We start from the raw sequence: 26,784 nt of genomic DNA on the forward strand, positions 1-26,784 counted from the left end.
CGAAAGACGACCATGACCGACACGATCACCGAGATCCAGGACTACTACCGCGGGAAGGCGGCCGAGGCCGCGGAGGCGAAGAGCTGCTGCGCGCCGGACCCGGCGCGGTTCGGGCCCGGCGCCTACGGCGACATCGGCCCGGACGAGGCGACGGACGCGGCGCTGCTCGCCAGCCTCGGCTGCGGCAACCCGACCGCCGTGGCCGAGCTGCGCGACGGCGAGACCGTCCTGGACCTCGGCTCCGGAGCCGGGCTGGACCTCATCCTGTCCGCACGCCGTGTCGGCCCGGACGGGCAGGTCTTCGGCCTGGACTTCCTCGAGGAGATGCTCGCCGTCGCCCGGCAGAACATCGAGGACGCCGAGATCGACAACGTCATCCTGCTCAAGGGCACGATCGAGCAGATCCCGCTCCCCGCGGGCACCGTCGACGTCGTCATCTCCAACTGCGTGATCAACCTGTCGGTGGACAAGCCCGCGGTGTTCGCCGAGATGGCCCGGGTGCTCGCGCCGGGCGGGCGGCTCGGGATCACCGACGTCGTCGCCGAGGACCACCTCACGCCCGCCGATCGTGCCGAGCGCGGCGGTGTCAGCCAGTGCATCGCCGGCGCCCTGTCCAAGAGCGAATACCTCGGCCTGCTCGCCGAGGTCGGGCTGACCGGCGCCGAGGTCGTGTTCACCCAGGACGCCGCCGACGGCATGCACTCCGCGATCATCCGCGCCCGCAAGCCGGGCGCCGGCGAGTGCGGGCCTGACAGCGGTTGCTGCTGAACGCCGGAGTTTCGATCACTGAGGGGAGTACCTGGATGTCTTTCACCGCGGTAGTCGTGTTCGTCCTCGTAGCCGCGCTGGCGGCGGTCAACGGCAGCAACGACGTCCCCAAAGGCGTCGCCACCCTGGCCGGGGCCGGGGTCACCAAGTACAAGACGGCGATCATCTGGGGCACGATCACCACGCTGCTCGGGTGCGTCTTCTCGCTCGGCCTCGCGTCGAAGATGACCGCCCTGTTCTCCAAGGGCATCATCACCGGTGCCACCACCGACGCCTTCGCCGTCGCGGTGCTCGCCGGAGCCGCGTTCTGGGTCGGGCTGGCCACCGTGCTGCGGCTGCCGGTCTCGACGACCCACGCCCTCATCGGCGGCATGGTCGGTGCCGGGCTGTTGATGAGCACCGGCGGGGTGTCCTGGAGCGCCGTCGGCAGCAAGCTCGTCACGCCGCTGCTGGTCAGCATCGTCGTCGCCTACGGCATCACGCTGATCCTCGCGATCGCCACCGGCGCCGCGAACAAGCGCCGGTCCGCGGCCACGCCGCCGGTCACCCCGCCCAACGGCGGCGGGGACGTCGCTGTGCAGACGGCGCCGGTGGTGACGCCGGAGAAGACCTCGGCCAGGTTCATGACCGCGGCGCACTGGTTCACCAGCGGCGCCACCGGCTTCGCCCGCGGCCTCAACGACACGCCGAAGATCGTTGCCATCGGCGCGTTCGCGCTGGTCCCGGCCGGGATGAAGCCTTGGCACATCATGATCCTGGTGACCGCCGCCATGGCCGCCGGATCGCTGCTGGGCGGGATGCGGGTCGCGGAGAAGCTCGGCGAGGGCGTGGTCAAGATGAACCACCGTGAAGGTTTCCTCGCCAACCTCACCACCGCCGCCCTCGTCGGGGTCGGTGCCGGTGCGGGGCTGCCGATGTCGACCACGCACGTCTCCACCGGCGCGATCGCGGGATCGGCCGGCCCGAACCTGAGCCGGATCTCGGGTGGGACGGTGCGGAACTTCTTGATCGCCTGGCTGGTCACCCCGCCGGTGGCCGGTGTCGTCGCGGCCGTGGTGTTCATCTTGGCCCGATAGCCTGGTGGGGTGAGCGAGCACAAGCTGGAGCGGGAGACCGCCGAGTCCTACGCCCGCTGGTTCCACGCGCTGTCGGACGCGAACCGGGTCATGATCGTGCACTTCCTGGCCCAGCACCGTGACCCGGTTCCCGTCGGCGCGATCGTGGACCACCTCGGCATCGCCCAGCCCACTGTTTCGCACCACCTCAAGATCCTTTCCCAGGTCCGGTTCGTCACCCGCCGGCGAGCCGGGACCAGCATCCTCTACGCGATCAACCACAGCTGCGAAGTCGGTCTGCCCACCGCCGCCAACGTCGTTCTCGGCCTGCTGGCCACCCGCGACGGCAATGACTCGCTTCCGCTGGAAAGGACGTCGTGACCGAGCACCCGGCGCTGTTGCTGGCCGGCAGCGGGGACCGCCGCTACCGCGAGTACATCCTGGCCGCGCTGCGGCCGCACTTCCGGCTGTGGCTGCTCGACTCGGTCGAACCGACCTGGCAGACCGAGCACGTCGAGGGCGTCACCGTCGTCGACACCCGCGACCCGGACGCTCTCTCGGCTGCCGCCGCGAAGCTCGAGTTCCGGCCCGACGGCGTGCTGACCTACGACGAATCCCTGGTCACCGCCGTCGCCCACTTCGCGCGGCAAGCCGGACTCCCGGGAAGCGCGCCCGAAGCCGTCCAGGCCTGCCGGGACAAGGCCGCCACCCGCGCCACGCTCGCCGAAGCCGGGGTGCCGCAGCCCGCGTCCCGGCCGGTTGCCACCGCCGAGGACGCCGTCGCCGCGGCCGACGCCATCGGCTACCCCGTGGTGGTCAAGGCCCGCGGCCTGGCCGGCAGCCTCGGTGTGCTGCGCGCCGACACCGCCGAACAGGTCGACGGCGCGTTCACCGCGGCCGCCGGCGCGTCCTGGCCCGGCGTGCCGCGCTACGACGCCGACGTGCTGGTCGAGGAGCTGCTCACCGGGCCGGAGATCAGCGTCGACGCCGTCGTCGAGAACGGCGTCTGCCACCCGATGGTGATCGCCCGCAAGCAGACCGGGTTCGAGCCGTTCTTCGAGGAAACCGGCCACACCGTCGACGCCGACGACCCGCTGTTCGAAGACAGCGCCCTGCTCGACCAGCTCGACCAGGTCCACAAGGGCATCGGCTTCACCCACGGCGCCACCCACACCGAGTTCAAGCTGACCCCGCGCGGCCCGCGCCTGGTCGAGATCAACGCCCGGCTCGGCGGCGACTTCATCCCGCGCCTGGGCATCCTCGCCGGTACCGACCCGGTCGTCGCGGCCGCGCAGGTCGCCGTCGGCCGTCCTCCTGCCGCCCGGCGCCCGCTGCGCCGGACCGCCGCGATCCGCTTCCTCTACCCGCCCCACGACTGCGAGGTCACCGCCACCACGGTGCACCCCGACCGGTTCGGACCCACCGTCCACGAGGCGCTCGGCACCGCCGGCCCCGGCACCAAGCTGGCCCTCCCGCCGCGCGCCTACCTCGCCCGGTACGGGCACGTCATCGCCGTCGGTGACGACCACGCCCAGGTCACTGCCGACCTGGCCGACGCCGGGGAAATCGTCGAGCTTCACAGCGTCTGAAGCATCGACGGCCGTCGATCCCTCATCCGGGTGAGGCACAATCGGGATATGACGACCACCGCGCCCGCCGCCGCGCTGCTGCCCGTCGAGGACGCCGCGACCTACGCCGAATGGTTCGCGTGCCTCGCCGACACCACGCGGGTGCGCATCCTGCACGCCGTCGCGGCCGCGGGCAAGGCCGTGACCATCGGCGAGATCACCGAGCAGATGGAGATCAGCCAGTCCAACTGCTCGCACCACGTCCGCAAGCTCGCCGACGTCGGGTTCGTGCGGCTGCGCAAGGTCGGCACCGCCACCCTCGTCTCGGTCAACGGCTCCTGCGCCGTGAGCCTCCCGCACGCCGCCGACGTGGTCATGGGCCTGCTCGCCCCCAAGCCCACCGAGGCGAGCGATCTCGCCCCGGACGTCATCATCCGCCCGCTGCGCGCCAAGGACTGGCCGGCCGTGCGCCGCATCTACGCCGAAGGCATCGCCACCGGCGACGCGACCTTCGAAACCGAGGTCCCGCCGCGCGCCGACCTCGAAGCGAAGTGGCTGCGCGGGCACCGCTGGGTCGCCGAGGCCGGCGGCCAGGTCGCCGGCTGGGCCGCCGCGGCGCCGGTGTCCACTCGCGACTGCTACGCCGGGGTCGCCGAGACGTCGGTGTACGTGGGGGAGAAGTACCAGGGCCGCGGCGTCGGCAAGGCCCTCATGCACCGGCTCGTCACCGCCGCCGACGAAGCCGGGCTGTGGACGCTGCAGACGTCGATCTTCCCCGAGAACCGCAACAGCGTCGCCCTGCACCACGGCGCCGGGTTCCGCACCGTCGGCATCCGCGAGCGCATCGGCGAGCTCGACGGCCGGTGGCGCGACACCGTCCTGCTCGAACGGCGCCGCGCCTCCCAGCTCTGACCGGTCAGCCCTTGCTGATCCGGCAGGCGAAGCACTTGTACGCCTGCTGCCCCGACAGGTTGTCGTACAACGCGTCGTCGACCAGCGTGTTCGCCGCCTCGTAGCGCGGGTCGCCGAACTGGTCGCCGACCTGCTGCGCCGGACCGAAGGTGTGGGGCACGAAGATCGTGTCCGGCCGGATCGCCGTCCAGAACAGCGCCGTCCCGGTCACCTTCCCGCGCGGGCTCTCCACCACGACGGTGTCGCGGTCGCGGATCCCGAACCGGCGCGCGGTGTCCGGGTGCACCTGCACCAGGCGGATCCCGTTCAGCTGCTCGCCGGTCGGCGTCCAGTGCGTCACCGAGGCGAAGTGCACGACGCTCGGGCGTCCGGTCACGCCCATCAGCGGGAAGTCCCGGTGCACCGCGTCCGAGCCCGGCACACCGAGCTTCACCTTGTGCGTCACCGCCTGGGGGTTGATCGGGTTGGTCACGAACCCGGGCTCGTAGCTCAGCGTCGGATTCGCGCCGGTGACCTCGGGGTGGGTGTAGAAGACCGGCAAGGCCCGGTGGCCGGCCCGGGCGAGCTTGCGGTCCAGCTCCGGGGTGAAGATCTCGACGTTCCCGCTCGGGGTGAGGAACCGCTTGCCCGGCGCACCGAGCGCGGCCGCGGCCTCGTACCAGGACGGGTGGTCGAGGTAGAGCGTGCTGACGCCGGGGTGTGCCGGCGTCGGGCACGGCCACCGCAGCGGCTCGGCGCGGGCGTCCATCCGCTGCTGCGTCATCCCGCCCATCGCCGGGGTGTGCCGGACGAACTCCGCCCACAGCGTGGCGTAGTCCTTCCAGCGTTGGGGGAACGCGTCGGTCCAGTAGCTCGCCGGCTTCTTGCGGTCGCGGCGGCCGAAGGCGTGGGCGAGGTCGATCCAGATCTCCCAGTCCGGCTTCGACTGCCCGACCCGGGGCACCGCGGCGTGCTGCCAGCGGATCGCGCGGTCGTCGCGTCGCATGTAGACGCCGTCCAGCTCCAGGCCGCTGCACACCGGCAGGACGACGTCGGCGTAGTACGCGGCTTCCTCCATGAACAGGCCGGTGTAGACGTAGAAGTCCAGCTTCTTGAACGCCTCGCGGACCTTGGTGGTGTTCGCGCTCGAGATGAGCGGGTTGCCTTCGGTGATGACGGCCTTGAGCGGGTACGGGCGCCCGGTGAGGATGGCCTCGGCGAAGGAGTCCGGACCGACCGGCAGCGCCTGCTCCAGCGGCGGCGTGCGGACCGTGAGCTCGGGCAGCCGCAGGTCGCCGGGCCAGGTGTTGTGCATGAAGTTGCAGCCGCCGCCGGGCACGCCGATGTTGCCGGTGACCGCGGCGAGGAAGGTCAGGACGCGGTAGGTGTCGAAAGCACCGAGCTGGTGGGAGATCCCGGCGTTGCAGAAGATCGCGGCGGGCTTGGCCGTGGCGTAGTCCTCGGCGAGCTGCCGGATGGTCGCCGCCGGCACCCCGGTCACGCCGGCCGCCCAGTCCGGCGTGTAGCCCTCGACGTGGTCGCGCAGTTCGGCGAACCCGAGCACCCAGCGCCGCACGAACGCCTGGTCGTGAAGGTTCCGGGCGATGATGTGCTGGAGCATGCCGAGCACGAGCGCGAAGTCGGTGTGCGGCTTGGGCGCGACCCAGGTGTCGGCGGCCGCGCCGGTCGGTGTCCGGCGCGGGTCCACGACGACCAGCTTCGCCCCGGTTTTGGCCCGGCTTCTGAGCAGGTAGTCGAAGGTGACCGGGTGGGTCTCGGCCTGGTTGGTGCCGAGGAACAGCAGGTACTTCGCGGCGCCGAGGTCCTCCCGCCCGGTGGCGGCGTCGACGCCGTAGCCGTTGGTGAAGTTCCCGAGCCCGAAGGTCGCGGCGAGGGCGTTGCCGCCGGCGTCGTTGCAGACCGGGCCGACATCGGTGTTGTTCGGGCTGCCGAGCAGCGCGAAGAGCCGCGCGACCAGGGAACCGGTACCGCGCGGCAGCCGGCCGGTGGTCCGGTTGGCGATCGACTTCACCTGGCCGCTGTCGCGCAGCTTCAGGAGCCGGTCGGCGATGAGGTCGAGAGCGTCGTCCCACGAGACGGGCTCGAACTTCGAGTCCTTCGAGCCCTTGGCGCCGGAGACGCGGCGCAGGGGAGTGGTCAGCCGCAGCGGGCTGTAGGCCAGCTCCGGCATCATCGACGCCTTCACGCAGAAGTTGCCGGCCTGCACCGGGTCGTCCGGGTCACCGGAGACGCTGATGACCCGCCCGGCTCGCAGGCCGACCTCGAGCCGGCAGTTCGAGTTGCAGAACTGGCAGGCCGTCGAGACGACGGTGTCCGGGTGCAGCGCCGCCGAGTCGGTGGTGAAGCTGAGCTCTCGGCCGCCGCCGGGCGGACCGCCGTCGCGGGCACCCGGCACCGCGGAATCCCCGGCGGCGACGGCCGGGTCGACGAACAGCGAGGCGCCGCTGATCACGGCACCTTGAACGAAACCTCTTCGTGACAGGCCGGCGAAGTCGTCCATAAGGACCTACCCCCAGAAGACGAAGCGGACACAGCGCGCGACTTCATCGACACGCGTCGATCCACCCTAGAGAGTGGCGGAACCATGGGGTAGCAACGAATGTCGCAATCATTCGGCGACGCTCGATGGTGGCGGCGAAGTCACCGCGAACGCGGCGGGCATTCCCTTGCTGTGCTGCGAATGCGGTGTTCGTCGGCCGAAGCCGTTGATTTGGTGAAACGACGGCCGGGGCGTTACCGAAGGCGGCACGCGAGGCGATCGGACCGCGCGTGCCGTTCTGCGGCGAAGCGGGCCGGTGCCCCCAGCGGCGCGCCGGGTGAGTCGGTCACCGGCGATGGTGAACCGGCTGGGGGGCAAGCGGAGCGGGCGGCCGGGGCGCGAAACGTCACTGCCGTTTCGCGGCCGGGCCGGCTGGAAAGCTCAGTCGTGGGGACGGAGTTGGATGTTGAGGCGCTGGGCTTCGTGGAGCTGGTCTTCGAGGCTGACGATGCGGCAGGCGGCGTCGATGGCGGTGCCCTGGTCGACCAGTTCCCGCACGCGGGCGGCCAGCCGCAGCTGCCGGCGTGAGTAGCGGCGATGCCCGCCGGCGGACCGCTGCGGCGTGATCAGCCCGGCTTCGTCGAGGCTGCGCAGGAAACCTTGCGTGGTGCCGAGCATGTCGGCGGCCCGGCCCATCGTGTAGGCGGGGTACTGCTCGTCGTCGAACTTGTCGGCCGCGCCGGGCGTGGCCGGTCCTGCTTGGTCAGGAATCATTCCACCTCCACATCACAAAGGACCCCGGGTGCCGTGCACGGCACCCGGGGTCCTCAAAGGGTTGGGTTTCACCATTGTCCACCGGCGCGACCGCCGGCTTCCTGCACCCGCGTCCGGCCGAAAACCGGAACTCGCGGGGATCGCTCATGCGTGACCGAGCACCACCTCCGAACTCGATGGGCCTACGGCACCCGCGCGGCGCTACCGAGCCGCTGCGGGCGATCCAATGATGCTCCCGATCCCTTCTCTCCGGTGTTTTCCACTTACTGGGTACTGCTGTTACTGCTACTTCCGGTACTGCCACTTCACTTGCCGCTGCGGACGTCACTGCCGGAACCCTTCCACTGATCGGTCCCAGCACGCTGACGCCGCTGGTCACTGCCCGGAGCCCCGTTCACTGATCGGCTCCGGCCACCTGACCGGTCCTGCCACTGCACTTGCACGAACAACTTGCACGAACAACTACGGATACTGCTGATCTTCACGGGCGCACACGCTCCGCCCGTGTCCTGCAACTGCTGCGTCTTGCCACAAACTGCGCCCAGGGGCCGGTCCTACCTGGTCGAACCTTCTTCACAACCCGGCCCTGGGTTACTGCTTCCGGTCACCAGCCGAAACCTTGTTCCGTGATCGGCTCCGCGCTGCCTGACCGTCTTGTCTCACCTCGCGGGTAGTTACGTCCTCTCCCGCGCCTGCTTGACGTTGTCTCTCTCGCTACGAGAAGAACACTACACACACCCGGCGGGCAATGTCTACTCCGGCTGGCATAGATTTTCTGACGCGTGGAGGTCTGACGGTGAGGAAGAGGGGTGCGACCGTGAGTGACGAGGCCGTCCAGGATCCGCTCGAGCAGCGTTACGGCCTGACCGAGGTCGCCGACCTCGCGGAGTACGCCGAGGCGCTGACGCGGTTGCTGGAGCGGGGCCGGCGGGAGCGGTGCGTGGCGGTGTTGTCGCAGGCCGAGGCCTACGCGGCGGCGGAGCTGCTCGGGCAGTTCGCGCAGCTCGATCCGCACGCCGCCTTGAACCAGCTGGCCGGGTCCCTGGCCAGCCGGCTCTACAGCCGCCTCGGCGCCTGACCCCGGTCGATCGCTACACCTGCCCGGAGGAGCCGAGACCCATCCGCCGACGTGTCCCGCTCGGTGATCGCGGGGGGCGGAGCCGGCTCAGGAACAGGTCGCCGCCGCGCACGGCACTGCGTCGACGCCGTCGCAGGCCACTTCCGCCCACACCGTCTTGGTGCCGGCCGGGTGCTCGAGCACGCCCCAGGCGTGGGCGAGCTTGTCCACGATGTGCATGCCGCGGCCACCGGGGCGCTCGAGTGACGGGGTGATGACCTCGGGGTGGTCCGGGCAGTTGTCGTCGACTTCGATCCGCACCCGGCACGGGTTCGGGGTGTGGCTCATGCGGACCTGCAGCGGGCCGCGGCCGTGGTCGTAGGCGTTGGTCACCAGCTCGGTGGCCACGAGGAGCACGTCCCCCAGGTGGGCGTCATCGACCCCGGCGAGGGTCCGGGACGCCCAGCGGCGGATCTCGACCAGTGCCGGCGCGGTGGTGCCGCGCAGGTCCATCGACCACGACGGCGGCGCCGGGCCGGTGCTCGGCTCGGGCATGACGAACCCACCCTTCCAGGCTCTCCGCCCTCGCTGCTGAAGACGTCCGCTCTGGGGCGGTACCCCGGAAAGGGTGAATTCAATCCTCGAGGCCTGCGCGGACCCGGCGGGCATTGACGGCGCGCGCCGCCAGCAGTCCACCGAATCCCGGCACGAGCGCGGACAACCAGACCCGCCGCCGGCCGTGCGCCAGGAGCACCGCCGCGATGATCGTGGCGGTGTAGGCCAGGCCGTGCACCGGGCCGAGGATGCCGGAAACCGTGCGGTGGTGGACGGTGACCAGGTTGAGCAGCAGGAACGCCAGTGTCGTCAGTTCGACGGCGCCGAGGAGGTGCAGGGCACGTCGCGGGGTCACCGGCCGGCTCCGGTCGTCGAGCCCGGCCGGACGATCATGAGGACGACCACCACCGCCCACAGCAGGTTGAAGAGCCCGGTGGACATCGCCAGGCGCCGATCCGGGTGGCCGGTGCCGAGAACTCGTTGCTGCCCCGGCAGAACCAGTCCGACCAGGAGTGCGGCGGCGCCCGCGGTCAGCACCATCGAGACGATCAGCCAGGCATCGCCGAGCACGCCGAGGGCGGCGCCGGTGGCGATGCCGAAGACCGGCACGAAGATGCCGATGACCGCGTAGACGCGGGTGATCCGGTGCAGCACGCCGGGAACGGCGTTCTTGCGGGGGTCGTCCGGCGTCAGGTGGGCGGCGCGAGCCGCGGGCGGGAACATGCTCGCGGCGACCGCGACCGGCCCGATGGCGAGGATCGCGGCCAGGACGTGCACGGACAGCAGGAAGGCCTTCACGCGTCCTCCCACTCGCCGGTGACGGTGACGCCGCCGTCGAAGAGCGCGAACGGGACTGGCGGGTGGGGCATCGGTGATCCTTTCGCCGGGGGTGATCACTCGCCATGCTCTTCACCTCCGGCGCCGTCCACAATTGGCCGTCGGGACAAGGAACACCTGGATCTCGCCACGGGTGCGGCGGCTCAGGCGGCCGGCGCGGGCCGGAGACCGTCCATCAGGAGGTTCAGCAGGCGCCCGGCCTTGGCTTCGTGCGCGGGCCGGGGCGCGACGGTGAAGATGCCGATGAGGGCGGCGGCGACGTCTTCGGCGGTGACGTCGGAGCGGAGGTCGCCCGCAGCCCGGCCGGCGTCGAGGAGCGTGGTGATGGCCGCCAGCAACTCGGTCCGGGTCCGCGCGTGAGCGATCTCGCCCGACTCGATCATCGCGAGCAGCGTGTCGAGCATGCCGTTCTTGGTCGCGATCCAGTCCCCGAACAGGTCCATCCAGCGCCGCATCGCCGCCGCCGGGGCCAGTCCGCCGAGCAGTTCGCGGGCTCCGGTCGTCAGCCGCGCGACCTGGTCCCGGTAGACCGCGTCGACCAGCGACTCGCGGGTCGGGAAGTGCCGGTACAGCGTGGCGATGCCGACCCCCGCCTCACGGGCGATCGCCCGCATCGACGGCTCGTCGTCGGCCGAGACGAACACCCGGGTCGCCACCGCGAGCAGCTGGTCACGGTTGCGGGCCGCGTCCGCCCGCGGCGCGCGCCTCTCGGTCTCAGTCAAACGGAACACGCTCCGGTTGTGTTACGGTCATCGAGTAAACGGAGCATAGTCCGTTTCGAGGTGGTCGAGGAGACACATGTCCACGCAGGAACAGCGCACCCCACTGCCGGCGGACCGGAGCAGGGCGGTCCGGCTCGAGTCGTTCGGCGGCCCGGAAGTCCTGGACATCCGGGAGATGTCCGCTCCCCAGGCCGGCCCGGGCCAGGTCCGGGTGCGGGTCACCGCGGCCGGCCTGAACCCGATGGACTGGATCATGACCGCCGACGCGGACACCGCGGCCCGGTTCGGTTTGAGCCTCCCGGCCGGGTTCGGGACCGACTACGCGGGCGTGGTGGACCAGGCCGGTGCCGGGGTGACCGGCTTCGCGCCCGGCGACCGCGTGTTCGGCGGTGCGCTGTCGCGCGCGGTCGCCGGCTTCGTGGTGGTCGACGCGACCGGGGAGACCGCGGCGAACGAGGTCCACCACACGCCCGGCGGTGTCGACGACCGCACCGCCGCCACCCTCACGGTCGCGGGCCGCACGGCATCCGCCGCCCTAGCCGCGGCCGGCGCCGGCCCCGGCGACACGGTGCTGATCGGCGGGGCGGCGGGCGGGGTCGGGGTGTTCGCCGTCCAGCTGGCCCGGATCGCCGGAGCGCGCGTGATCGGGACCGGGTCGGCGGCCTCGGCCGGCTACCTGCGCGATCTGGGAGCCGAGCCGGTCACCTACGGCGAGGGCCTGGCCGAGCGGGTCCGGGCCCTCGCGCCCGGCGGCGTCACCGCCGCCCTCGATCTGTACGGCGTGGAGACCGTGCACGTCGCGCGGGAACTCGGCGTCCCGGACCGTCGCATCTGCACCATCGCCACGCAGGTCGACGGCGTGGCGGGGGCCAACGGAGCGAACGCCGCTCCCGACGCCTTGGAAGAGATCGCGCGCCTGGTCGCGGCGGGCCGGCTGCGGGTGCCGATCGCGGCGAGCTTCCCGATCGAGCAGATCCGCCGCGCGGCCGAACTCCAGGCCGGCCGGCACGTGCGGGGCAAGGTCGTCATCGACCTGTAGCTCAGCTGCGCCGCCGGGTGCAGTGCGCCTCAGCGGGCCGCGAGCACCCGGCGCACCTCGTCCGCGCCCAGCACCACGGGGGTGTGCAGCGAGCCGACCTCGCCGATCTCGATCTCGACCACGTCTCCCGGCCGCAGCCCTTGATCGAGCCCGGGCACGACGGACGTGCCCGTCGAGAGCACGGCGCCGTCGGGGAAGTCGTTGTCCCGCCAGAGGTACTCGACGAGTCCGGCCGGTTCACGGTTCAGCCGGGCGGTACTGGCCTCGCCCGCGAAAACCTCGTCACCGTCGCGCAGGATGCGCATGCGGAGGTCGAGCGACCGCGGGTCCGGCACCTCCCACGCCGGCCGCACCCGCGCCGACACCGCGCACGAACCGGTGTAGATCTTGGCCTGCGGGAGGTACAGCGGGTTCTCGCCTTCGATGCTCCGGGAGCTGACGTCGTCGACCACCACGTAGCCGGCGATCTCCCCGCCACTCGTCAGCAGCAGCCCGAGTTCCGGCTCCGGCACGTTGTTGGCGGAGTCGGCGCGGACGGCGATCGGCTCGCCGTCGGTGACCACGCGCCACGCCGCCGACTTGAAGAACAGTTCCGGCCGCTGCGCGCGGTAGACCCGTGCGTAGACGTCCTCGTCGGCGCTCTCTTCGCGGCGGGCCTCCTCGGACCGCAAGTAGGTCACCCCGGCGGCCCACACCTCCATCCGCCCGTCCAGCGGCGGCAGCAGGCGCGTCCCGGCCGTCGGCACGGGCGCGCCGGCGGCGTCGGCCAGCTCGCGGATCTCCGCCACCGGGCGGCGCAGCAGGTCACTCATCGAGGCCACCGCGAGCGGCCGCAGCTGCTCGTCGGCGAGCAGACCGACCCGGATGTCGCCGGTTCCGTCGGCGAAACGCACCAAGTGACTCATCCCGCACCTCCTCGTTCGGTACCGAACCTACGGAGTGCGCGGCGCGGTGGTCAACGAGTGCCGGACGGCCAGGACGCCGGCCACCAGGGCGAGCAGGAGCGCGGCGGCGCCGACGACGAGCAGGGCCGGGGAGAGGCCGGTGGTCGCTCCGGCCAGGGCGAGCACGACGAGCGGGCTGGCGAACTGGCCGATGAACAGGGCCGAGGTCCAGATGCCGGTGCCCCGGCCGCGCTGGGCGAACGTCAGGCTCCCCAGCGCCCAGGTCAGCAGGGCGGGCAGCATCAGCCCGTTGCCGAGGCCGGTCACGACCGCGCCGAGCACCACGACCGGCACCGAGGAGGCCGGCGCCAGGACGAGGATGCCGAGTCCGCACAGGACGAACGCCGCGGGGATCGTGACCGCGGGACCCCGTTGGGCGAACCGGGGGAACAGGTACGCCGCGACGGCGGTGGCCAGTGAACCGGCCGCGCTGACCAGCCCGACGGTCGCGGTGGCGGTGACGCCGATGCCGTCGAGCACATAAGACAGTTCGACGATGAGGACGTAGAACACGAGACCGCCGGCCAAGGTGACGCCGACCGGTGCCAGGAAGGTGCGCCACGGCAAGGACGGGAGCTTTTCGTGGCCGCGGGTCCGCGACGGCTGCCGGATGACCCGCGCGGCGGCGAACGCGAGCGGCAGGCTGACCGCGTAGAGCCAGAACGGCGTTCGCCAGCCCCAGGAGCCCAGCAGCCCGCCGGCGGCGAAGAAAACCGTTGCGGCGACAGTGGTGTAGACGGTCTGCAGGCCGAAGTACCGGTCCCGCTCGGCCCCGTGGAAGTAGTCGGCGAGCAAGGTCGTGCAGCACGTCATGATCGCGGCCTCGGTGAGCCCGACCAGCACGCGGCTCGCGACGATCAGCGGCAGGGACGACAGCCACAGCGGCGCGGTCCCGACGAACGCGTACACGACGAGCGCGCCCACCAGCAGCCGCTTGCGGCCGAGCCGGTCGACGACGCGGCCGGCGATCGACGCGGTGAGCCCGATGACCAGCGCGGGCACGGTCAGCACCATCGGCGTGAGCGTGGTGACGCCGGGCGTGCCGGCGAACGCGTCCTGGATGCGGGGCAGGACCGGGGCGAGCAGCACCGCGCCGAGCACCGAAAGGCAACTGGCCAGCAGCAGCACGACCGCCTGGGCGGGACCGGCCTGCCGGCCGCCGGCGCGATCGGCGGCGGGTGCGGGAGCGGAGACGGACTGATCGGACACGGGCAGCTCCGGGGAGGCACGAGCCGGTCTTCGGCGACCGGCGTGTGCGTCGAAGTGTCAGCCCCGGCGCGGAGATGCGGAAATCACTTCCGCCGAAGCGGCGCATCGACGCCGTCGATGCCGATCACCGCCGCCACCGTCCGCATGACGACGTCCCGCAGGTAGCGGTGCTCGGGGTCGTCGTCGTACATCGGGTGCCACCACATGGCTTCCACCAGCGGGGCCGCCTCGAACGGGCACGGCAGGGCGCGCACGCCGAGCTCGTCCGGGATCCCGTCCGCCAGGCGCCGCTGGAGCAGCGCGACCCGGTTCGTGCCCGCGACCAGTCCCGGCACGGTCAGGAACGTCTCGGTGACCACCTGGACGTGCGGCTCGATCCCGAGCATGCGCATCTGCCGCGCGGCGGGCGTGGACGCGGTGGGGCCGTGGTAGGTGACGACCCACGGCATCGTCTCCAGCTGCGCGACGGTCAGGGACTCCCCGACGCCGGTGTTGCCCGCGGCGACCAGGCACACCCATTCGTCGCGGTAGAGGTCCTCGTGCGGCAGGTCGTCGACGAACCCGTGCGGGATGACCAGCAGGTCGGTGTGGACGAGTTCGTGCACGGCCGCGTCGACCATCTTCGGGGTGTTCGCGGGGAACCGCAGCCGGGTGCCCGGGGCCTCCTCGGCGAGCCGGGCGGCGATTCCCGCTCCGAGCACGGCGATCCCGTAGTCGCTCATCAGCATCGAGAACTCGCGGGTGGACGACGCGGGATCGAAATCGGGTTCGGCCGCGAAGACCCGCTCGGCGCCGGACAGGGCGACCCGCACGCGTTCCTTGAGCTGCACGGCCAGCGGCGTGAGCCGGTACTGGTTGCCGGCGCGGGTCAGCAGGTCGTCGTGGAAGTGCCGGCGCAGCCGGCCCAGCTGGGCGGACACCGCCGGCTGGCCGAGGCCCATCCGCTCGGCCGCGCGCGTGACGCTGCGCTCCTGCAGCAGCGCGTCCAGGGCCACCAGCAGGTTCAGGTCCAACCGGGCGAGGTTCACGATCGCCCACCGTATCAACGCCGCTGATACCGCACATCAACGACTTCGTCTTCCCTGATATCGCCCGCGCACCGACAGTGAAGGCGTGGACCGAACCGATCCCGAGGGCGCGATCGCAGCGGCGGCCCAGCGGTGCTCCAACTGGGGCCGCTGGGGTGCCGACGACGTCCTCGGCACCCTCAACTTCCTCGACGCCGCCAAGCGCCGAGAAGGCGCCGCGCTCGTCCGGCGCGGCGCGAGTTTCTCGCTCGCGCAACGCTTCGACGCCGACGGGCCGCAGAAGGGCTGGCGGCGGCGCACCAACCCGGTGCACACCATGCTCGACACCGGCACGGACGCCGAACGCGGCACGCAGGGGTTCCCGCACGGCATCGGCGGGGCCGACGACGTGGTGTCCATGCCGCTGCAGGCCTCGACGCAGTGGGACGGCCTCGGTCACATCTTCGACCACGGCCTCGCCTACAACGGCCGGCGCGCCGGGGACGTCGTGACCAGCGAGGGCGACCGCGTCACCGGCATCGAAACCACGGCCGGGCTGCTCGCGGGCCGCGGGGTGCTCCTGGACGTGGGCCGCGTGTTCGGATCCGGCGGCGAGCTGCCCGACGGCTTCGCGATCACCGCGGACCACCTGGAGGCGACGATCGCCGAGCACGGCGCCACCGCGCGCGTCGGCCGCGGCGACCTCCTGCTGGTGCGGACCGGGCGGCTCACCCGCGCCCGGCGGGAGGGCTGGGGCGACTACGCCGGCGGCGACTCGCCCGGCCTGTCCTTCTCCACGGTGGACTGGCTGCACGGCACGGAGATCGCCGGCATCGCGACCGACACGTGGGGCGTCGAAGTCCGGCCCAACGAGTTCGACGACGCCTTCCAGCCCCTGCACCAGGTGGCCATCCCGCACCTCGGCCTGTTCCTCGGCGAGATGTGGGACCTCGACGCGCTCGCCGCCGACTGCGCGGCCGACGGCGTCCACGAGTTCTGGCTCACCGCCGCCCCGCTGCCGGTGACCGGCGCGGTCGGCGCGCCGGTCGCGCCCATCGCCGTCAAATAAGGAGTTCCCCCATGCCCGCGGTCACCAAGGTGCTGGTCGTCGGCGGCGGTCTCGCCGGCGCCGCCACCGCGATCCTGCTCGCGCGCGACGGCGTCGCCGTCGACCTCGTCGAGCTCAAGCCGGACGTCTCGGCCATCGGGTCGGGCATCACGTTGCAGGGCAACGCCTTGCGCGAACTGCGCCGGCTCGGGGTGTGGCCGCGGGCCGAGGCGGCCGGATACCCCTTCGACTGCCTCGGGCTGCGCGCGCCGGACGGCACCGTGCTGGCCCGGATCCCCGACGTCCGCAGCGGCGGGGCCGACCTGCCCGCCTCGATGGGCATGCCCCGCCCGGCGCTGGCCCGGATCCTGCTGGACCGTGCCCACGAGACCGGCGTGAAGACCCGCTTCGGCGACACGGTGACCCACCTCGATCAGGACGGCTCCGGCGTCGAGGTCACGCTCGCCTCGGGGACGGCCGGCCGGTACGACCTCGTCGTCGGCGCCGACGGCATCCGCTCGGCGATCCGCGGGCTGATCGGCATCGACGTGCCGCCCCGGCCGACCGGCATGGGGATCTGGCGCGCGTTCGGGCCGCGTCCGGCGTCGATCACCCACACCGACCTGTGCTACGGCGGCCCGTCCTACATCGCCGGGTACACGCCGACCGGTGCGGACTCCCTCTACGCGTTCATCGTCGAGGAGTTCCGGGACCACAGTGGACTGACGCCGGAGGAGCGGCTCGCCACCCTGCGCCGGCTCGCCGGCGCCTACCACGGGCCGTGGGACGAGATCCGGCCCACGCTGGACGATCCGAGCCGGGTGAACTACACGCGCTTCGAGACACACGTCGTGCCGGCGCCGTGGCACCGCGGCCGGGTCGTGCTCGTCGGCGACGCCGCGCACTCCTGCCCGCCGACCCTCGCCCAAGGCGGCGCCCAAGCCCTCGAAGATGCCGCGGTGCTGGCCGAGCTGCTCCTCACCCGGAACGTTGTCGACGACGACCTCTGGACGGAGTTCACGGCCCGCCGCCACGACCGCGCGAGCACCGTCGTCGAGGCCTCCAACCAGCTCGGACAGTGGCTGCTCGACCACGAGCAGGGCGACGTGCCCGGCCTGGTCCGCCGCATCGGCGACCTCGTGTCCCAGCCCGCCTGAAAGGACGAAACCGTGACCGACCGCCTGATCACCCATCTGCGGCACGTGGACCTCGCCGTGCCCGACCTCGCACGGCAGCAGGACTTCTACACCGGCACCTGGGGCCTCGCCGAGGAACACGCCGACACCGGAATCACCTTCCTCGCCGCCGAAGGCTCGCCGGAGCAGTACGTCGTCCGGCTGCGGCAGGCCGCCGACAAGCGGATCGACCTGATCGCCTTCGGCGTCGCGACGGCCGCCGACGTCGACACCCTGGCCGGCCGGCTGGCCGCGGCCGGGATCACGCTCGTGCACGAGCCCCGCGCCCTGGACACCCCGGGCGGCGGGTACGGGTTCCGGTTCTTCGACAACGAAGGCCGCACGATCGAGACCAGCGCGGACGTCGCCACGCGAAGCCACCGGCGGATCGAGGAAGGCGAGTCCGTCCCGGTGCGACTGTCCCATGTGGTCGTCAACTCCGCCGATCCCGAAGGCACCCGGGCCTTCTACGAGCGCCACCTCGGCTTCCGGCTGTCCGACACGCTGATGCACCCGCGGATGGGGGAGATGATGTACTTCCTGCGGATCAACGCCTGGCACCACAGCCTGGCGATCGCGCGCTGCCCGCACCCGTCGCTGCACCACGCGTCGTTCGAGCTGCGCGGCCTCGACGAGTACCTGCGCGGCACCGGCCGGCTGCTGCGCGCCGGTGTCGAGAAGATCTGGGGCCCGGGCCGCCACCTGGCCGGCCACAACACCTTCAGCTACTTCCTCGACCCGCACGGCAACACCGTCGAGTACACCACCGAGCTGGAGCTGGTCGACGAGGACAGCTGGCACCCGCAGCTGCACGACTTCTCGAAGCCCGAGGTGGCCGACCAGTGGGGCACCGCGAACGCGATGAACGAGTTCGTCGCGCGGAAGTCGTTCAACGACCCCGACAAGGGCCTCTTCGTGGCCCCGCCGGTCTGATGCGGCTCGCCACCTACGAACACCGCGGCGCAGTGCGCGCCGGCGTGGTCTCCGATGACGGCGTCCGCGCCTTCCCGGCCGGGGTGACGGTCCTGGACCTGGTGCGGTCCGGCCTGCCCGTCGGTGCCCGTGTCCTCGATGGACCGGTGGTGCCGCTGACCGAGGTGCGGCTGCTGCCGCCGCTCGAACCGCCGTCCGTGCGGGACTTCGTCGCCTTCGAGGAACACGTCGAGGGCATGGTCGCCCCGGGTCCGGTGCCGCCGGAGTGGTATGAGGCCCCGACGTTCTACTTCACCAACCCGGCCGCGCTGGCCGGCGCGCACGACGACGTCCCGATCCCACCCGGTTCGCGGTTGTTCGACTTCGAGCTGGAGGTCGCGGCCGTGCTGGGCCCGGACGGGATCTTCGGCTACACCATCTTCAACGACTGGTCGGCCCGCGACCTCCAGCGCCGCGAGATGAAGGTGGGACTGGGGCCGGCGAAGGGCAAGGATTCCGTCACGACGCTCGGGCCGTGGCTGGTGACCGCGGACGAGTTCACCGTGGACGGTGACGGTTTCCTCGATCTGGACATGCGGGCGTCGGTCAACGGCGTCGAGATCGGGCACGACCGGCTGGCCAACATGGGCTGGCCGTTCGAGGAGCTCGTCGCCTACGCCGCGCGCGGCACCCGGCTCCGGCCCGGCGACGTGCTCGGCTCCGGCACCTGCGGCAACGGCGGCTGCCTCGCCGAGCTGTGGGGCCGCCGCGGCGCGCAGGACCCGCCGCCGCTGAAGCCCGGTGACGTCGTCGAGATGACCGTGGCGGGCATCGGCACGATCCGCAACACGGTCGTCGCCGGGATCGACCCGCCGCCGGTCCGCCCGGCCCGCACCCGGGACCGGTCGCGGTGAGGGGCAAGACCGTGCTGGTCACCGGCGCCGGGCAGGGCCTCGGCGCGGCGGTGGCCCGGCGCCTGGCCGCGGACGGCGCCACGGTCATCGGTGCCGACCTCGCGAAACCGCGGACCTGCCCGGCGTCGGCTACCGGCAGCTCGACGTGACGGACTCCGCCGGGTGGGCCCGGCTCGCCGAGCTGGACCCGGCGGACCTGGCCCGCGTGCCGGACATCAACGTGGGCGGCGTCCACCGGGGGGCCGTGCGGGCGGTCCTGCCGGTGCTGCCCTCCGGCGGGTCGATCGTCGTGGTCGGCTCGGCCGCCGCGCTGACCGGTCACCACCCGGTCGCCTACACCGCGAGCATGTGGGCGCTGCGCGGCTTCACCAGGGCGGCCTGCCTCGAACTGGGCGGCCCCGCCCGCGTTCCGCGCCGCGAACGTCGCCGAGACCCCGCTCGGACGGACCGGGACCACCGCCGAGGTCGCCGCGCTCGTGGCGTTCCTGCTCGGCGACGAGTCCTCCCTCCATCTCTGGTGCCGACATCCCCGTGGACGGCGGGATGACCGCGCACGGCGGTGTGAAGTCGATCAGCGAAGCAGCACGAACCTGAGAGGAACCCCCGTGTTCGAGTACTTCCCCGGCAACTACGTCTGGAACCTCGGCGTCGTCGCCACCCTCAACAGCGGTGGCCTCATCGACGAGGTCGACCGCGCCTGCCGTCCCATCCGCGAGGCCGCCGCCCAGGGCGAGGACGCCGGCACTCGAGAGTTCCTGCGGGCGTGGACGGCGCTGACCGACCAGCTCGTCGGCCAGGCCGAAGCGGCCGAGAAGGCCGGCCACCCCCGCACCGCCGGGCAGCTCTACACCCGCGCCACCAACTACCTCTGCCAGGCCGAACGCCTGCAGAGCGCGTCCGCGCCCGGCCGGCTCGACACCTACCGCCGCGTCCTGGAACTGCAGCAGAAGGCCCTGGAGCTCGTGTCGCCGGCGGTGACCCGCGTGGCGGTTCCCTTCGAAGGGACGACGTTGCCCGCGTACTTCAGCGCGGCGGGGCCCGGGGCGCCGGTGCTGATCATGTGGAACGGCCTGGACTCGACGAAGGAGCACATGTACTCGTCCGGGCACTGGGCCGAGCTCGCCGCCCGCGGCATCTCCTGCCTCATGGTCGACTGTCCCGGCTCGGGCGAGGCGCTGCGCCTGCAGGGGCTGACCGCGCGCGTCGAGACGGAGGGCTGGGCCACCGCGTGCGTGGACTACCTGGAAACCCGCGCCGACGTCGACGCCACCCGGATCGGGCTCGCCGGCTGGTCCTTGGGCGGCTACTACGCCCCGCGCGCGGCGGCGTTCGAGAAACGCCTCGCGCTCGTGGTCGCGTGGGGCGCCAACCACGACTGGGGCGCGGTGCAACGCCGGCGCCTGGAGCGCGAGGGCGAACGCCCGGTGCCGCACTACTGGGAGCACGTGCTGTGGGTCTGGGGCCACGACGACCTCGGGACGTTCCCGGAGTTCGCGGACGCGGTGCACCTCGACGGCGTCGTCGAGCACATCACCGTGCCGTTCCTGATCTGCCACGGCGAAAACGACCGCCAGATCCCCGTGCGTTACGCGCATCGCTCGTACGAACAGGCGGTGAACAGCCCGAACCGCCACCTCCGGCTGTTCACCGCGGAGGAGGGCGCGACCGAGCACATCGGCCTCGACCACCTGTCCCACACCAGCACGTACATCGCCGACTGGGTCGCCGGCACCCTGGCGCACTAGCGGCGCGCCGGGGGTGCTGCTGGTCGTGTCGCGGTTCAGGTGCTCTCGGATGCGCGAGCCGCCTGTCAGGCACGATCTAGCTTCGGCAGTGGTCGACTTCGGAGCCGACACGGCCGGCGGCAGTCGTCAAAGGTCGAGGACGACGTCCTCCGGTGGCCGGGCGCAGCACACGAGCGCTTCGTCCGGCGCCGGTGGCTCGAGCGGTTCGGGGTCGTACCGCACGTGGCCGGAAAGCACCGGGGTGACGCAGGTGTGGCAGACGCCGGTGCGGCAGGACCAGCGCGTCGGCACGTCGCAGGCCTCGGCGAACTCGAGCAGGCTCGGGTAGCCGTCGCTCCAGGGCACCGTGAGGCCGCTGCGCGCGAACGTGACCGCCGGTCCCGTTCCCGCGGGACCGGCCGGGGGATGAGGAGTCTTCCGGACGACGCCGGTGAGGCCCGGGTTGATCGCGGACACGCCGCCGAACAGTTCACTGTGGACACGGGTGGGATCGAAGCCCAGCGATACCAAAGACTCCCGCATCGCCGTCATGAAGGCGTCCGGTCCGCACAGGTAGGCCGTGCCGTCGGTGGGAAGAGCCAAAGCCGACAGCGCTTCGCGGGTCAGCCGGCCGCTTTCCGCGGTGTAGTGGATGTGCTCGTGGCCGTGCGGAAGGCTCGCCAGCAGCTCGTGCGCTTCGCCGGCGAACGCGTGTTCGGCCGCGGTCCGGGTGGTGTGCAGCCACCAGACCGCCCGTGCGGTCCGGCTCGCGGCGAGGGCGTGCAGCATCGCCAGGACCGGCGTCACGCCGATGCCCGCGGACACGAGGACCACGGGCCGGTCGTCGTCGGTCAGGACGAAGTCGCCTCGGGGCGCCGCGACGTCCACGACCGCGCCGGCCGCCAAGCGCGTGTGGAGGTAGCTGCTGACCACTCCGTCGCGCTTGACGCTGATGCGGTACTCGCGGTCCGACGGCGCCGCCGACAGCGAGTAGCTGCGGACCGGGGCCGGGTCGCCGGCCCCGGGGACCCGCAGGGTGAGGTACTGGCCCGGCTCGGGCCGGGGGAGCGGCGCGCCGTCTTCGGCGGCCAGGTGGAGCGAGGCCACGGTCGTGCTCTCGGGCACCACCCGGGCGACGCGCAGCGGCCGGAACCCGCGCCAGCCGCGGGGTGCCGGTGGCTCCGCCGCGGCCAGCAGGTCGCGGAACGATCCCTGCCAGCCGGGGCTGAGCGCCGGGATGTCGACGGCCTTGCGCAGGACGTCCCGGTCGCGGCCGGGCAGGTAGAGGAGCGCGTCGACGTCCGCGACACTCAGCTCGTGCCGTCCGGTCCGGGTGCGGACGATCTCGTCGCCGGCCTGGACGTGGCCTTCGGTGATGACCCGCAGGTAGAAGCCGGGCCGGTGGTGCGCCACCAGGAGGGCGGGCATCCGCGGCTCGCCGAGGCGCATCCCGACGCGGAAGCACGTGACGCGCGGCTGGGTGACCTCGAACTCGGCCTCGCCGATCCGGTACCGGTCGCCGATGTGCACCTCGTCGTCGGGCAGGCCGTCGACGGTGAAGTTTTCGCCGAACCGGCCGTCCTCGAGATCCTCGCGGCCGAGGAACCGCCGCCAGTGTTCGTAGGACTGGCGCTGGTACACGAGCACCGCGCGGTTCTCGCCGCCGTGGCCGCCCAGGTCGCCCTGGCCGTCGCCGTCGACGTTGAGCCGGCGGACCAGGCGGCGGCCGTCGACCGGGTACTTGAAGATTCCGGTGTGGACGGTCCGGCCCTGCCAGGGCACGTCCTGGGGCAGTCCGACGTTCAGCGACACCAAGCGGGCCATGGTGGTCTTCTCCTTCAGTCCGCGGCCTGGCGGCAGACTTCGCGACACTCGTCGTGCGTCAGCCGCTGACGTGCGCGGTGTTGTCGAGCCAATCCCGGACGAGGTCGAGGTCGCCGTCGACGCTGATGCCGGTGGCTTCGGTGAGCGGGCGTCGCCGGGTCAAGACCAGCAGCAGCGATCCCGCCGGGCCGGTCACCGTCACGTCGGCCTCGCGAGCTGCGGGCTGCCACGCCGCCCCGTCCGGCCGCCGTTCGACGAACCAGGCGTCCGCGGCGTCGGTGGCCCGCCACTGCAGGGTCTGGCCGGTGCCTCGGAGGGCGTGGGCGGACTCGGGCCGCTGCGCCTTCCACGTGGGGGAGGTGAGCATCGTGAGGTGGTTGCCGATGAGGGCGGCGGCGGTGCCGGCGTCGACGTCGGCCGGTCGATCCGCTGCGCCGGCCGCGTCGAAGCCGTGGACGACCGCCTCGTTGAGCATGCTGGTCATCCAGAACCGCGTCCCGGATCGCTCGTCGCCCGCGGCGTTGAACACCGGCGCGTCGAGCGCGTCGTCGGAGCACGCGCTCGCGACCCGCCGCGCGGACTCCGCCAGCCACGCCGGCCACTCGCCGGGGTTCGTGGGCGGCACAGCCATCTCCGCGGGCAGCTGTGCGGGGTCGGTGATGCGGCGCTCGATGATCTCCGCGACCCAGTGCTGGGTCTGGCCCACATGCGCGACCAGGTCGGTGACCGTCCACCCCGGGGCCGTCGGCACGGTGGCGCCGGGACCGGCCTCGGCGGCCGCGTCCGCCAGGCGCCGGGTGTGTTCGACGATCGCTCGCCGGGCGTGGTCGGCGTTCAGTTCGGTCATGCGGTGTCCTCTGCTCGGTGGGCCCCTGCGGGCGCCCTTCGACCAGGCGTCGAACGACGACAGCCGGAATCGACAACCGCCTCAGCCGGAACCTACCGCGTATCCGCGCAGGAAGAGCGCTTCGGTCAGCGCCATGGCCGCGATCTCCTCCGGTGCGACGCTTTCGTTGGGCGCGTGGATGCGCGCCTGGGGCTCTTCGACGCCGATGAGCAGGATCTCGGCGCCGGGGTACGTCTCGGCCAGGACCGTGCACAGCGGGATCGAGCCGCCCTGGCCGAGCTGCGTCATCGGGCGGCCGTACGCGCTCTGCATGGCGGCGGCCATGCCCCGGTAGGCCGGGCCGCCGGTGGCCATCCGGAACGGGTGACCGGTCGCCTCGACCTCCACCGACAGGCGCACGCCCCACGGTGCCGCCGCGAGCAGGTGCCCGGTCAGCGCGCGGGCCGCGCCGGCCGGCTCGACGCCGGGCGGGATCCGCAGGTTCAGCCGCGCCCGGGCACGCGGGGTGACGGCCGCCGCGGACCCGACCACCGGAGGACAGTCGATGCCGAGCACCGTGGCCGTCGAGCGCGCCCACAGCGTGTCCGCCACTTCGCCGCTGCCGAGCAGGACGGCGCCGGGGGACAGGCCCGCGTCCGCGCGGAACTGCTCCGCCGGGTACGGCGCCCCGGACCAGCGGCCGTCGTTGGGCAGGCCGTCGACGGTGGTGTCGCCCGCGTCGTCGCGGAGCGTGGCGAGCACCGACACCAAGGCCGCCAGCGCGTCCGGGGCGGGGCCGCCGAACATGCCCGAGTGCAGCTCGGACGAGAGCGCTTCGACGGAGACGACGACGTTGACCATCCCGCGCAGGCTGACCGTGACGGCGGGCTGCCCGACCGCGACGTTCCCGGTGTCGGCCACCAGGATCGTGTCGGCCCGCAGGAGGTCGGCGTGCTCGGGCACGAACGCCTCCAGGCCGCCGGTGCCCTGTTCCTCGGAGCCTTCGACGACCAGCTTGAGGTGGACGGGCAGGTCGTCACCGAGCGCGCGCAGCGCGGTCAGGTGCATGAGGATGTTGCCCTTGCAGTCGGCCGCGCCGCGCCCGTACCAGCGACCGTCCACTTCGGTCAGCCGGAACGGCGGTGTCCGCCACTCGTCGTCCCCCAGCGGTGGCTGGACGTCGTAGTGCGCGTACAGCAGCACCGTCGGCGCCCCGGGGCGGCGGCACGACCGGGACCCGACCACGGCCTGGCTGCCGTCCGGGGTGTCGGCGAGGCGGGTGGCGAACCCGGCCCCGGCGAACGCGTCGGCCACCCAGCCGGCGGCGCGCCGGCAGTCCGCGGCCGGGAACTGCCGCGGGTCCGCGACGGACCGCATCGCGACGAGGGTCGCGAGGTCTTCCCGCGCTCGCGGCATGAGCTCGCCGACCCGCTTTCGGAGATCCACCGCGCTCACCCGCCCGCCACGTCGGCGAAGCCCAGTCCGCTGACGTACTCCTGGAACGCGGGGAGCTTCTCCGGGCAGTACACCTCGATGACGAGCAGCTGCGCCCGCACCACGGTGCCGGCCGCGAGGACCGGGCGCGTCCCGGGGCCGCCGGCGCCGTTGACGAACCCGGTGTCGCTCGTCGCGCGGGCGAGCGCGGCGGCGGGATCGACGCAGATCGAGCCGCCGTCCGTGCCGAGCAGCCGGACGAGCTGGTCCCGCGACGGCGCCCGCGCGCCCTCCTGGGCGAGCCGGGCGACGAGCCGGTCGGCTTTCGCCTCGGCTTCGGCGGTGGCCCGCGCGGAGTGGTAGCGCAGGTACCCGGCCACGAACAACCCGCCGAGGACGACCCCCACGACGAGGTAGACGAGCACGCGCTGCGTCCGGGTCGATCGTTCGTCCACAGTGGTCATGACGCCCTCGCCTCCGGTTGCCGCCACGACGGTTTGCGCAGGCGGTAGAACAGGAACGGCACCACCAGGCCGAGCCCGAGCGCGCCGCCCGCGACGATCCCGAGGTACACCCACGGGTTGCCCGAACCGAACTGCGACGGCGGGACGAACCCGACCAGCAGCGCGGCCAGCGACGCGCAGAACCCGACCCCGCACAGCCCCAGCAGCATCGGCGCGCGGTACCCGCGCGGGTGGTCGGGGTGCTTGCGCCGCAACCGCACCGCCGCGACGAACATCAGCAGGTACATGATCAGGTACACCTGGGTGGTGATCACCGAGAAGATCCAGTAGGCGCTCGAGACGTCCGGGATGAAGGCGTAGCAGAGGGCGATCAGCGTGGTGATCGCGCCCTGGGCGACGAGGATGTTCCGCTGCACGCCCTGTTTGTTGAGCCGCTGCAGGAAGGGCGGCAGGTACCCCTCCTGCCGGGAGATCAGGAGCAGGCCCTTCGACGGACCGGCCAGCCAGGTCAGCATCCCGCCGAGCGAAGCCAGCACGAGCATGACGCCGATCAGCGGCGTCAGCCACTGGATGCCGAAGGTGGCGAACACGGCTTCGAAGGCCTGCATCACCCCGGCCGTGAGCGACAGCTGGTCGGCGGGGATGACCCAGCTGATCGCCAGTGCGGGCAGGATGAAGATGACCAGCACCAGCCCCATCGCCAGGAACATGGCCCGCGGGAACTCCTTGCCCGGCTTGCGCAGCGAGGAGACGTGCACGGCGTTCATCTCCATCCCGGAGTAGGACAGGAAGTTGTTGACGATCAGCACCAGGCTCGCGAGCCCGGCCCACGCGGGGAGCAGGTGGTCCGCCGACATCGGCGCCGCGGACGGGTGCCCCTGGGCCAGGAACACGACGCCGAGGACCACCAGCAGCGCGCCGGGGACCAGCGTCCCGATGACGAGCCCGCCGCCGGCGAGCCCGGCCACGCCCTTCGTGCCGCGGGAGGAGATCCAGACCCCCGACCAGTACGCGACGACGATGACGCCGGCCGTCCACCAGCCGCTGTTCGCCAGGCTCGGGTCGAAGACGTACGCGAGCGTGCTCGCGACGTACCCGAGCAGGCTCGGGTAGTAGAAGATCGTCATCGCGAACTGGCACCAGACGGCCAGGAACCCCATCGGCTTGGAGATCCCGAGCGCCACCCAGTTGTAGCCCCCGCCCGGCCAGCCCGACGCCAGTTCGGCCGAAACCAGCGACGTCGGCAGCAGGAACACGATCGCCGGGACGACGTAGAGGAAGACGGCCGCGAGGCCGTACACGGCCATCGTCGGCGACGGGCGCAAGCTCGCCACGGAACTGGTCGTCATGAGCGCGAGCGCGATCCAGGAGATCCACGCCGCGGCGGGTGGCCGCGCGCGCCGCGTCCCCTCGGCGGGTGGTGGGGAGGTCCCCGCCGGTTCCGGGGTCCGGCTCGGTCGGTTGGTCGTGGTCATGGCTGTCGGCCTCCCGGGCTCGCCTCGACGGATGCCTCATCGTGTTCCGGACCGGTCCGGGC

General features: G+C 72.3%; 28 protein-coding genes. 14 read left to right on the plus strand and 14 right to left on the minus strand.

The window, feature by feature from the left end; all coding sequences use genetic code 11:
• The first annotated feature begins 12 nt into the window (after window positions 1-12).
• From AB0F52_RS11095 to AB0F52_RS11115, 5 genes are read left to right on the plus strand one after another with little or no spacing between them, the layout of a single operon-like run.
• Complete coding sequence (locus AB0F52_RS11095) at window positions 13-768, plus strand: methyltransferase domain-containing protein (protein WP_360167793.1); 756 nt, start codon at window positions 13-15, stop codon at window positions 766-768.
• 35 nt (window positions 769-803) lie between these two features.
• Window positions 804-1,844: an inorganic phosphate transporter gene (locus tag AB0F52_RS11100; protein ID WP_360167796.1), complete on the plus strand. Its 1,041-nt coding sequence runs from the start codon at window positions 804-806 to the stop codon at window positions 1,842-1,844.
• Window positions 1,845-1,853: 9 nt separating this feature from the next.
• Window positions 1,854-2,204, plus strand: coding sequence for a metalloregulator ArsR/SmtB family transcription factor (locus AB0F52_RS11105; RefSeq protein ID WP_360167799.1), 351 nt, complete (start codon window positions 1,854-1,856; stop codon window positions 2,202-2,204).
• The gene (locus tag AB0F52_RS11110) at window positions 2,201-3,412 is read left to right on the plus strand and encodes an ATP-grasp domain-containing protein (protein ID WP_360167802.1); all 1,212 of its coding nucleotides are present in this window, start codon (window positions 2,201-2,203) and stop codon (window positions 3,410-3,412) included. Before AB0F52_RS11105 ends, AB0F52_RS11110 begins: the two co-directional genes overlap by 4 nt.
• A gap of 48 nt (window positions 3,413-3,460) precedes the next feature.
• A complete protein-coding gene (locus AB0F52_RS11115) occupies window positions 3,461-4,303 on the plus strand; it encodes a metalloregulator ArsR/SmtB family transcription factor (RefSeq protein WP_360167805.1) in 843 nt (280 codons plus the stop codon).
• A gap of 4 nt (window positions 4,304-4,307) precedes the next feature.
• Here the strand turns inward: AB0F52_RS11115 and AB0F52_RS11120 are convergent, their stop codons facing one another.
• A complete protein-coding gene (locus tag AB0F52_RS11120; RefSeq protein ID WP_360167808.1) occupies window positions 4,308-6,755 on the minus strand; it encodes a molybdopterin-dependent oxidoreductase in 2,448 nt (815 codons plus the stop codon).
• Between the two features lie 468 nt (window positions 6,756-7,223).
• Complete coding sequence (locus AB0F52_RS11125) at window positions 7,224-7,556, minus strand: helix-turn-helix domain-containing protein (RefSeq protein WP_360167811.1); 333 nt, start codon at window positions 7,554-7,556, stop codon at window positions 7,224-7,226.
• An 817-nt stretch (window positions 7,557-8,373) separates the two neighbouring features.
• Between AB0F52_RS11125 and AB0F52_RS11130 the strand changes: the two genes are divergently transcribed.
• Window positions 8,374-8,634: a hypothetical protein gene (locus AB0F52_RS11130; RefSeq protein WP_360167814.1), complete on the plus strand. Its 261-nt coding sequence runs from the start codon at window positions 8,374-8,376 to the stop codon at window positions 8,632-8,634.
• Window positions 8,635-8,721: 87 nt separating this feature from the next.
• On the opposite strand, the gene AB0F52_RS11135 is transcribed toward AB0F52_RS11130, so the two are convergent.
• From AB0F52_RS11135 to AB0F52_RS11150, 4 genes are all read right to left on the minus strand, one after another.
• Window positions 8,722-9,168: an ATP-binding protein gene (locus tag AB0F52_RS11135; RefSeq protein WP_360167817.1), complete on the minus strand. Its 447-nt coding sequence runs from the start codon at window positions 9,166-9,168 to the stop codon at window positions 8,722-8,724.
• A gap of 79 nt (window positions 9,169-9,247) precedes the next feature.
• Complete coding sequence (locus AB0F52_RS11140) at window positions 9,248-9,523, minus strand: hypothetical protein (RefSeq protein WP_360167820.1); 276 nt, start codon at window positions 9,521-9,523, stop codon at window positions 9,248-9,250.
• The gene (locus AB0F52_RS11145) at window positions 9,520-9,966 is read right to left on the minus strand and encodes a hypothetical protein (protein ID WP_360167823.1); all 447 of its coding nucleotides are present in this window, start codon (window positions 9,964-9,966) and stop codon (window positions 9,520-9,522) included. The genes AB0F52_RS11140 and AB0F52_RS11145 overlap by 4 nt, the downstream gene beginning before the upstream one ends.
• Window positions 9,967-10,148: 182 nt before the next feature.
• Window positions 10,149-10,727 carry a helix-turn-helix domain-containing protein gene (locus AB0F52_RS11150; RefSeq protein ID WP_360167826.1) on the minus strand — a complete coding sequence of 193 codons (579 nt, stop codon included), beginning with the start codon at window positions 10,725-10,727 and terminating at the stop codon, window positions 10,149-10,151.
• A 76-nt stretch (window positions 10,728-10,803) separates the two neighbouring features.
• On the opposite strand from AB0F52_RS11150, the gene AB0F52_RS11155 reads away from it, so the two are divergent.
• Complete coding sequence (locus AB0F52_RS11155) at window positions 10,804-11,766, plus strand: NADP-dependent oxidoreductase (RefSeq protein ID WP_360167829.1); 963 nt, start codon at window positions 10,804-10,806, stop codon at window positions 11,764-11,766.
• 29 nt (window positions 11,767-11,795) lie between these two features.
• Here the strand turns inward: AB0F52_RS11155 and AB0F52_RS11160 are convergent, their stop codons facing one another.
• The 3 genes from AB0F52_RS11160 to AB0F52_RS11170 form a co-directional block, all read right to left on the minus strand.
• Complete coding sequence (locus tag AB0F52_RS11160) at window positions 11,796-12,671, minus strand: fumarylacetoacetate hydrolase family protein (RefSeq protein ID WP_360167832.1); 876 nt, start codon at window positions 12,669-12,671, stop codon at window positions 11,796-11,798.
• Window positions 12,672-12,698: 27 nt separating this feature from the next.
• Window positions 12,699-13,919 (minus strand): MFS transporter, encoded by a 1,221-nt coding sequence (locus tag AB0F52_RS11165; RefSeq protein ID WP_360167835.1) that lies wholly within the window; start codon window positions 13,917-13,919, stop codon window positions 12,699-12,701.
• A gap of 83 nt (window positions 13,920-14,002) precedes the next feature.
• Complete coding sequence (locus AB0F52_RS11170) at window positions 14,003-14,947, minus strand: LysR family transcriptional regulator (protein WP_360167838.1); 945 nt, start codon at window positions 14,945-14,947, stop codon at window positions 14,003-14,005.
• An 85-nt stretch (window positions 14,948-15,032) separates the two neighbouring features.
• On the opposite strand from AB0F52_RS11170, the gene AB0F52_RS11175 reads away from it, so the two are divergent.
• From AB0F52_RS11175 to AB0F52_RS11205, 7 genes are read left to right on the plus strand one after another with little or no spacing between them, the layout of a single operon-like run.
• Window positions 15,033-15,995 (plus strand): cyclase family protein, encoded by a 963-nt coding sequence (locus AB0F52_RS11175; RefSeq protein WP_360167841.1) that lies wholly within the window; start codon window positions 15,033-15,035, stop codon window positions 15,993-15,995.
• An 11-nt stretch (window positions 15,996-16,006) separates the two neighbouring features.
• Entirely contained in the window at window positions 16,007-17,131 is a 1,125-nt protein-coding gene (locus AB0F52_RS11180) for an FAD-dependent oxidoreductase (protein ID WP_360167844.1), read from the plus strand.
• Window positions 17,132-17,143: 12 nt separating this feature from the next.
• Window positions 17,144-18,082, plus strand: a complete 939-nt coding sequence (locus AB0F52_RS11185) for a VOC family protein (protein ID WP_360167847.1) — start codon at window positions 17,144-17,146, stop codon at window positions 18,080-18,082.
• Window positions 18,082-18,975 (plus strand): fumarylacetoacetate hydrolase family protein, encoded by an 894-nt coding sequence (locus AB0F52_RS11190; protein WP_360167850.1) that lies wholly within the window; start codon window positions 18,082-18,084, stop codon window positions 18,973-18,975. The genes AB0F52_RS11185 and AB0F52_RS11190 overlap by 1 nt, the downstream gene beginning before the upstream one ends.
• Window positions 18,972-19,124 (plus strand): SDR family NAD(P)-dependent oxidoreductase, encoded by a 153-nt coding sequence (locus tag AB0F52_RS11195; RefSeq protein WP_360167852.1) that lies wholly within the window; start codon window positions 18,972-18,974, stop codon window positions 19,122-19,124. Before AB0F52_RS11190 ends, AB0F52_RS11195 begins: the two co-directional genes overlap by 4 nt.
• The gene (locus AB0F52_RS11200; RefSeq protein ID WP_360167855.1) at window positions 19,121-19,522 is read left to right on the plus strand and encodes an SDR family NAD(P)-dependent oxidoreductase; all 402 of its coding nucleotides are present in this window, start codon (window positions 19,121-19,123) and stop codon (window positions 19,520-19,522) included. Before AB0F52_RS11195 ends, AB0F52_RS11200 begins: the two co-directional genes overlap by 4 nt.
• 58 nt (window positions 19,523-19,580) lie before the next feature.
• Window positions 19,581-20,720 (plus strand): alpha/beta fold hydrolase, encoded by a 1,140-nt coding sequence (locus AB0F52_RS11205; RefSeq protein ID WP_360167858.1) that lies wholly within the window; start codon window positions 19,581-19,583, stop codon window positions 20,718-20,720.
• 126 nt (window positions 20,721-20,846) lie between these two features.
• Here the strand turns inward: AB0F52_RS11205 and AB0F52_RS11210 are convergent, their stop codons facing one another.
• From AB0F52_RS11210 to AB0F52_RS11230, 5 genes are all read right to left on the minus strand, one after another.
• Entirely contained in the window at window positions 20,847-22,523 is a 1,677-nt protein-coding gene (locus AB0F52_RS11210; protein ID WP_360167861.1) for an MOSC and FAD-binding oxidoreductase domain-containing protein, read from the minus strand.
• Window positions 22,524-22,581: 58 nt separating this feature from the next.
• Window positions 22,582-23,370 (minus strand): maleylpyruvate isomerase family mycothiol-dependent enzyme, encoded by a 789-nt coding sequence (locus AB0F52_RS11215; protein WP_360167864.1) that lies wholly within the window; start codon window positions 23,368-23,370, stop codon window positions 22,582-22,584.
• An 81-nt stretch (window positions 23,371-23,451) separates the two neighbouring features.
• Complete coding sequence (locus AB0F52_RS11220) at window positions 23,452-24,804, minus strand: dipeptidase (protein WP_360167867.1); 1,353 nt, start codon at window positions 24,802-24,804, stop codon at window positions 23,452-23,454.
• Window positions 24,801-25,247, minus strand: a complete 447-nt coding sequence (locus AB0F52_RS11225; protein WP_360167870.1) for a hypothetical protein — start codon at window positions 25,245-25,247, stop codon at window positions 24,801-24,803. The genes AB0F52_RS11220 and AB0F52_RS11225 overlap by 4 nt, the downstream gene beginning before the upstream one ends.
• A complete protein-coding gene (locus AB0F52_RS11230; RefSeq protein ID WP_360167873.1) occupies window positions 25,244-26,722 on the minus strand; it encodes an APC family permease in 1,479 nt (492 codons plus the stop codon). The genes AB0F52_RS11225 and AB0F52_RS11230 overlap by 4 nt, the downstream gene beginning before the upstream one ends.
• Window positions 26,723-26,784 lie beyond the last annotated feature (62 nt).

The organism is Amycolatopsis sp. NPDC024027 (assembly GCF_040638975.1).
Taxonomy (GTDB): domain Bacteria; phylum Actinomycetota; class Actinomycetes; order Mycobacteriales; family Pseudonocardiaceae; genus Amycolatopsis.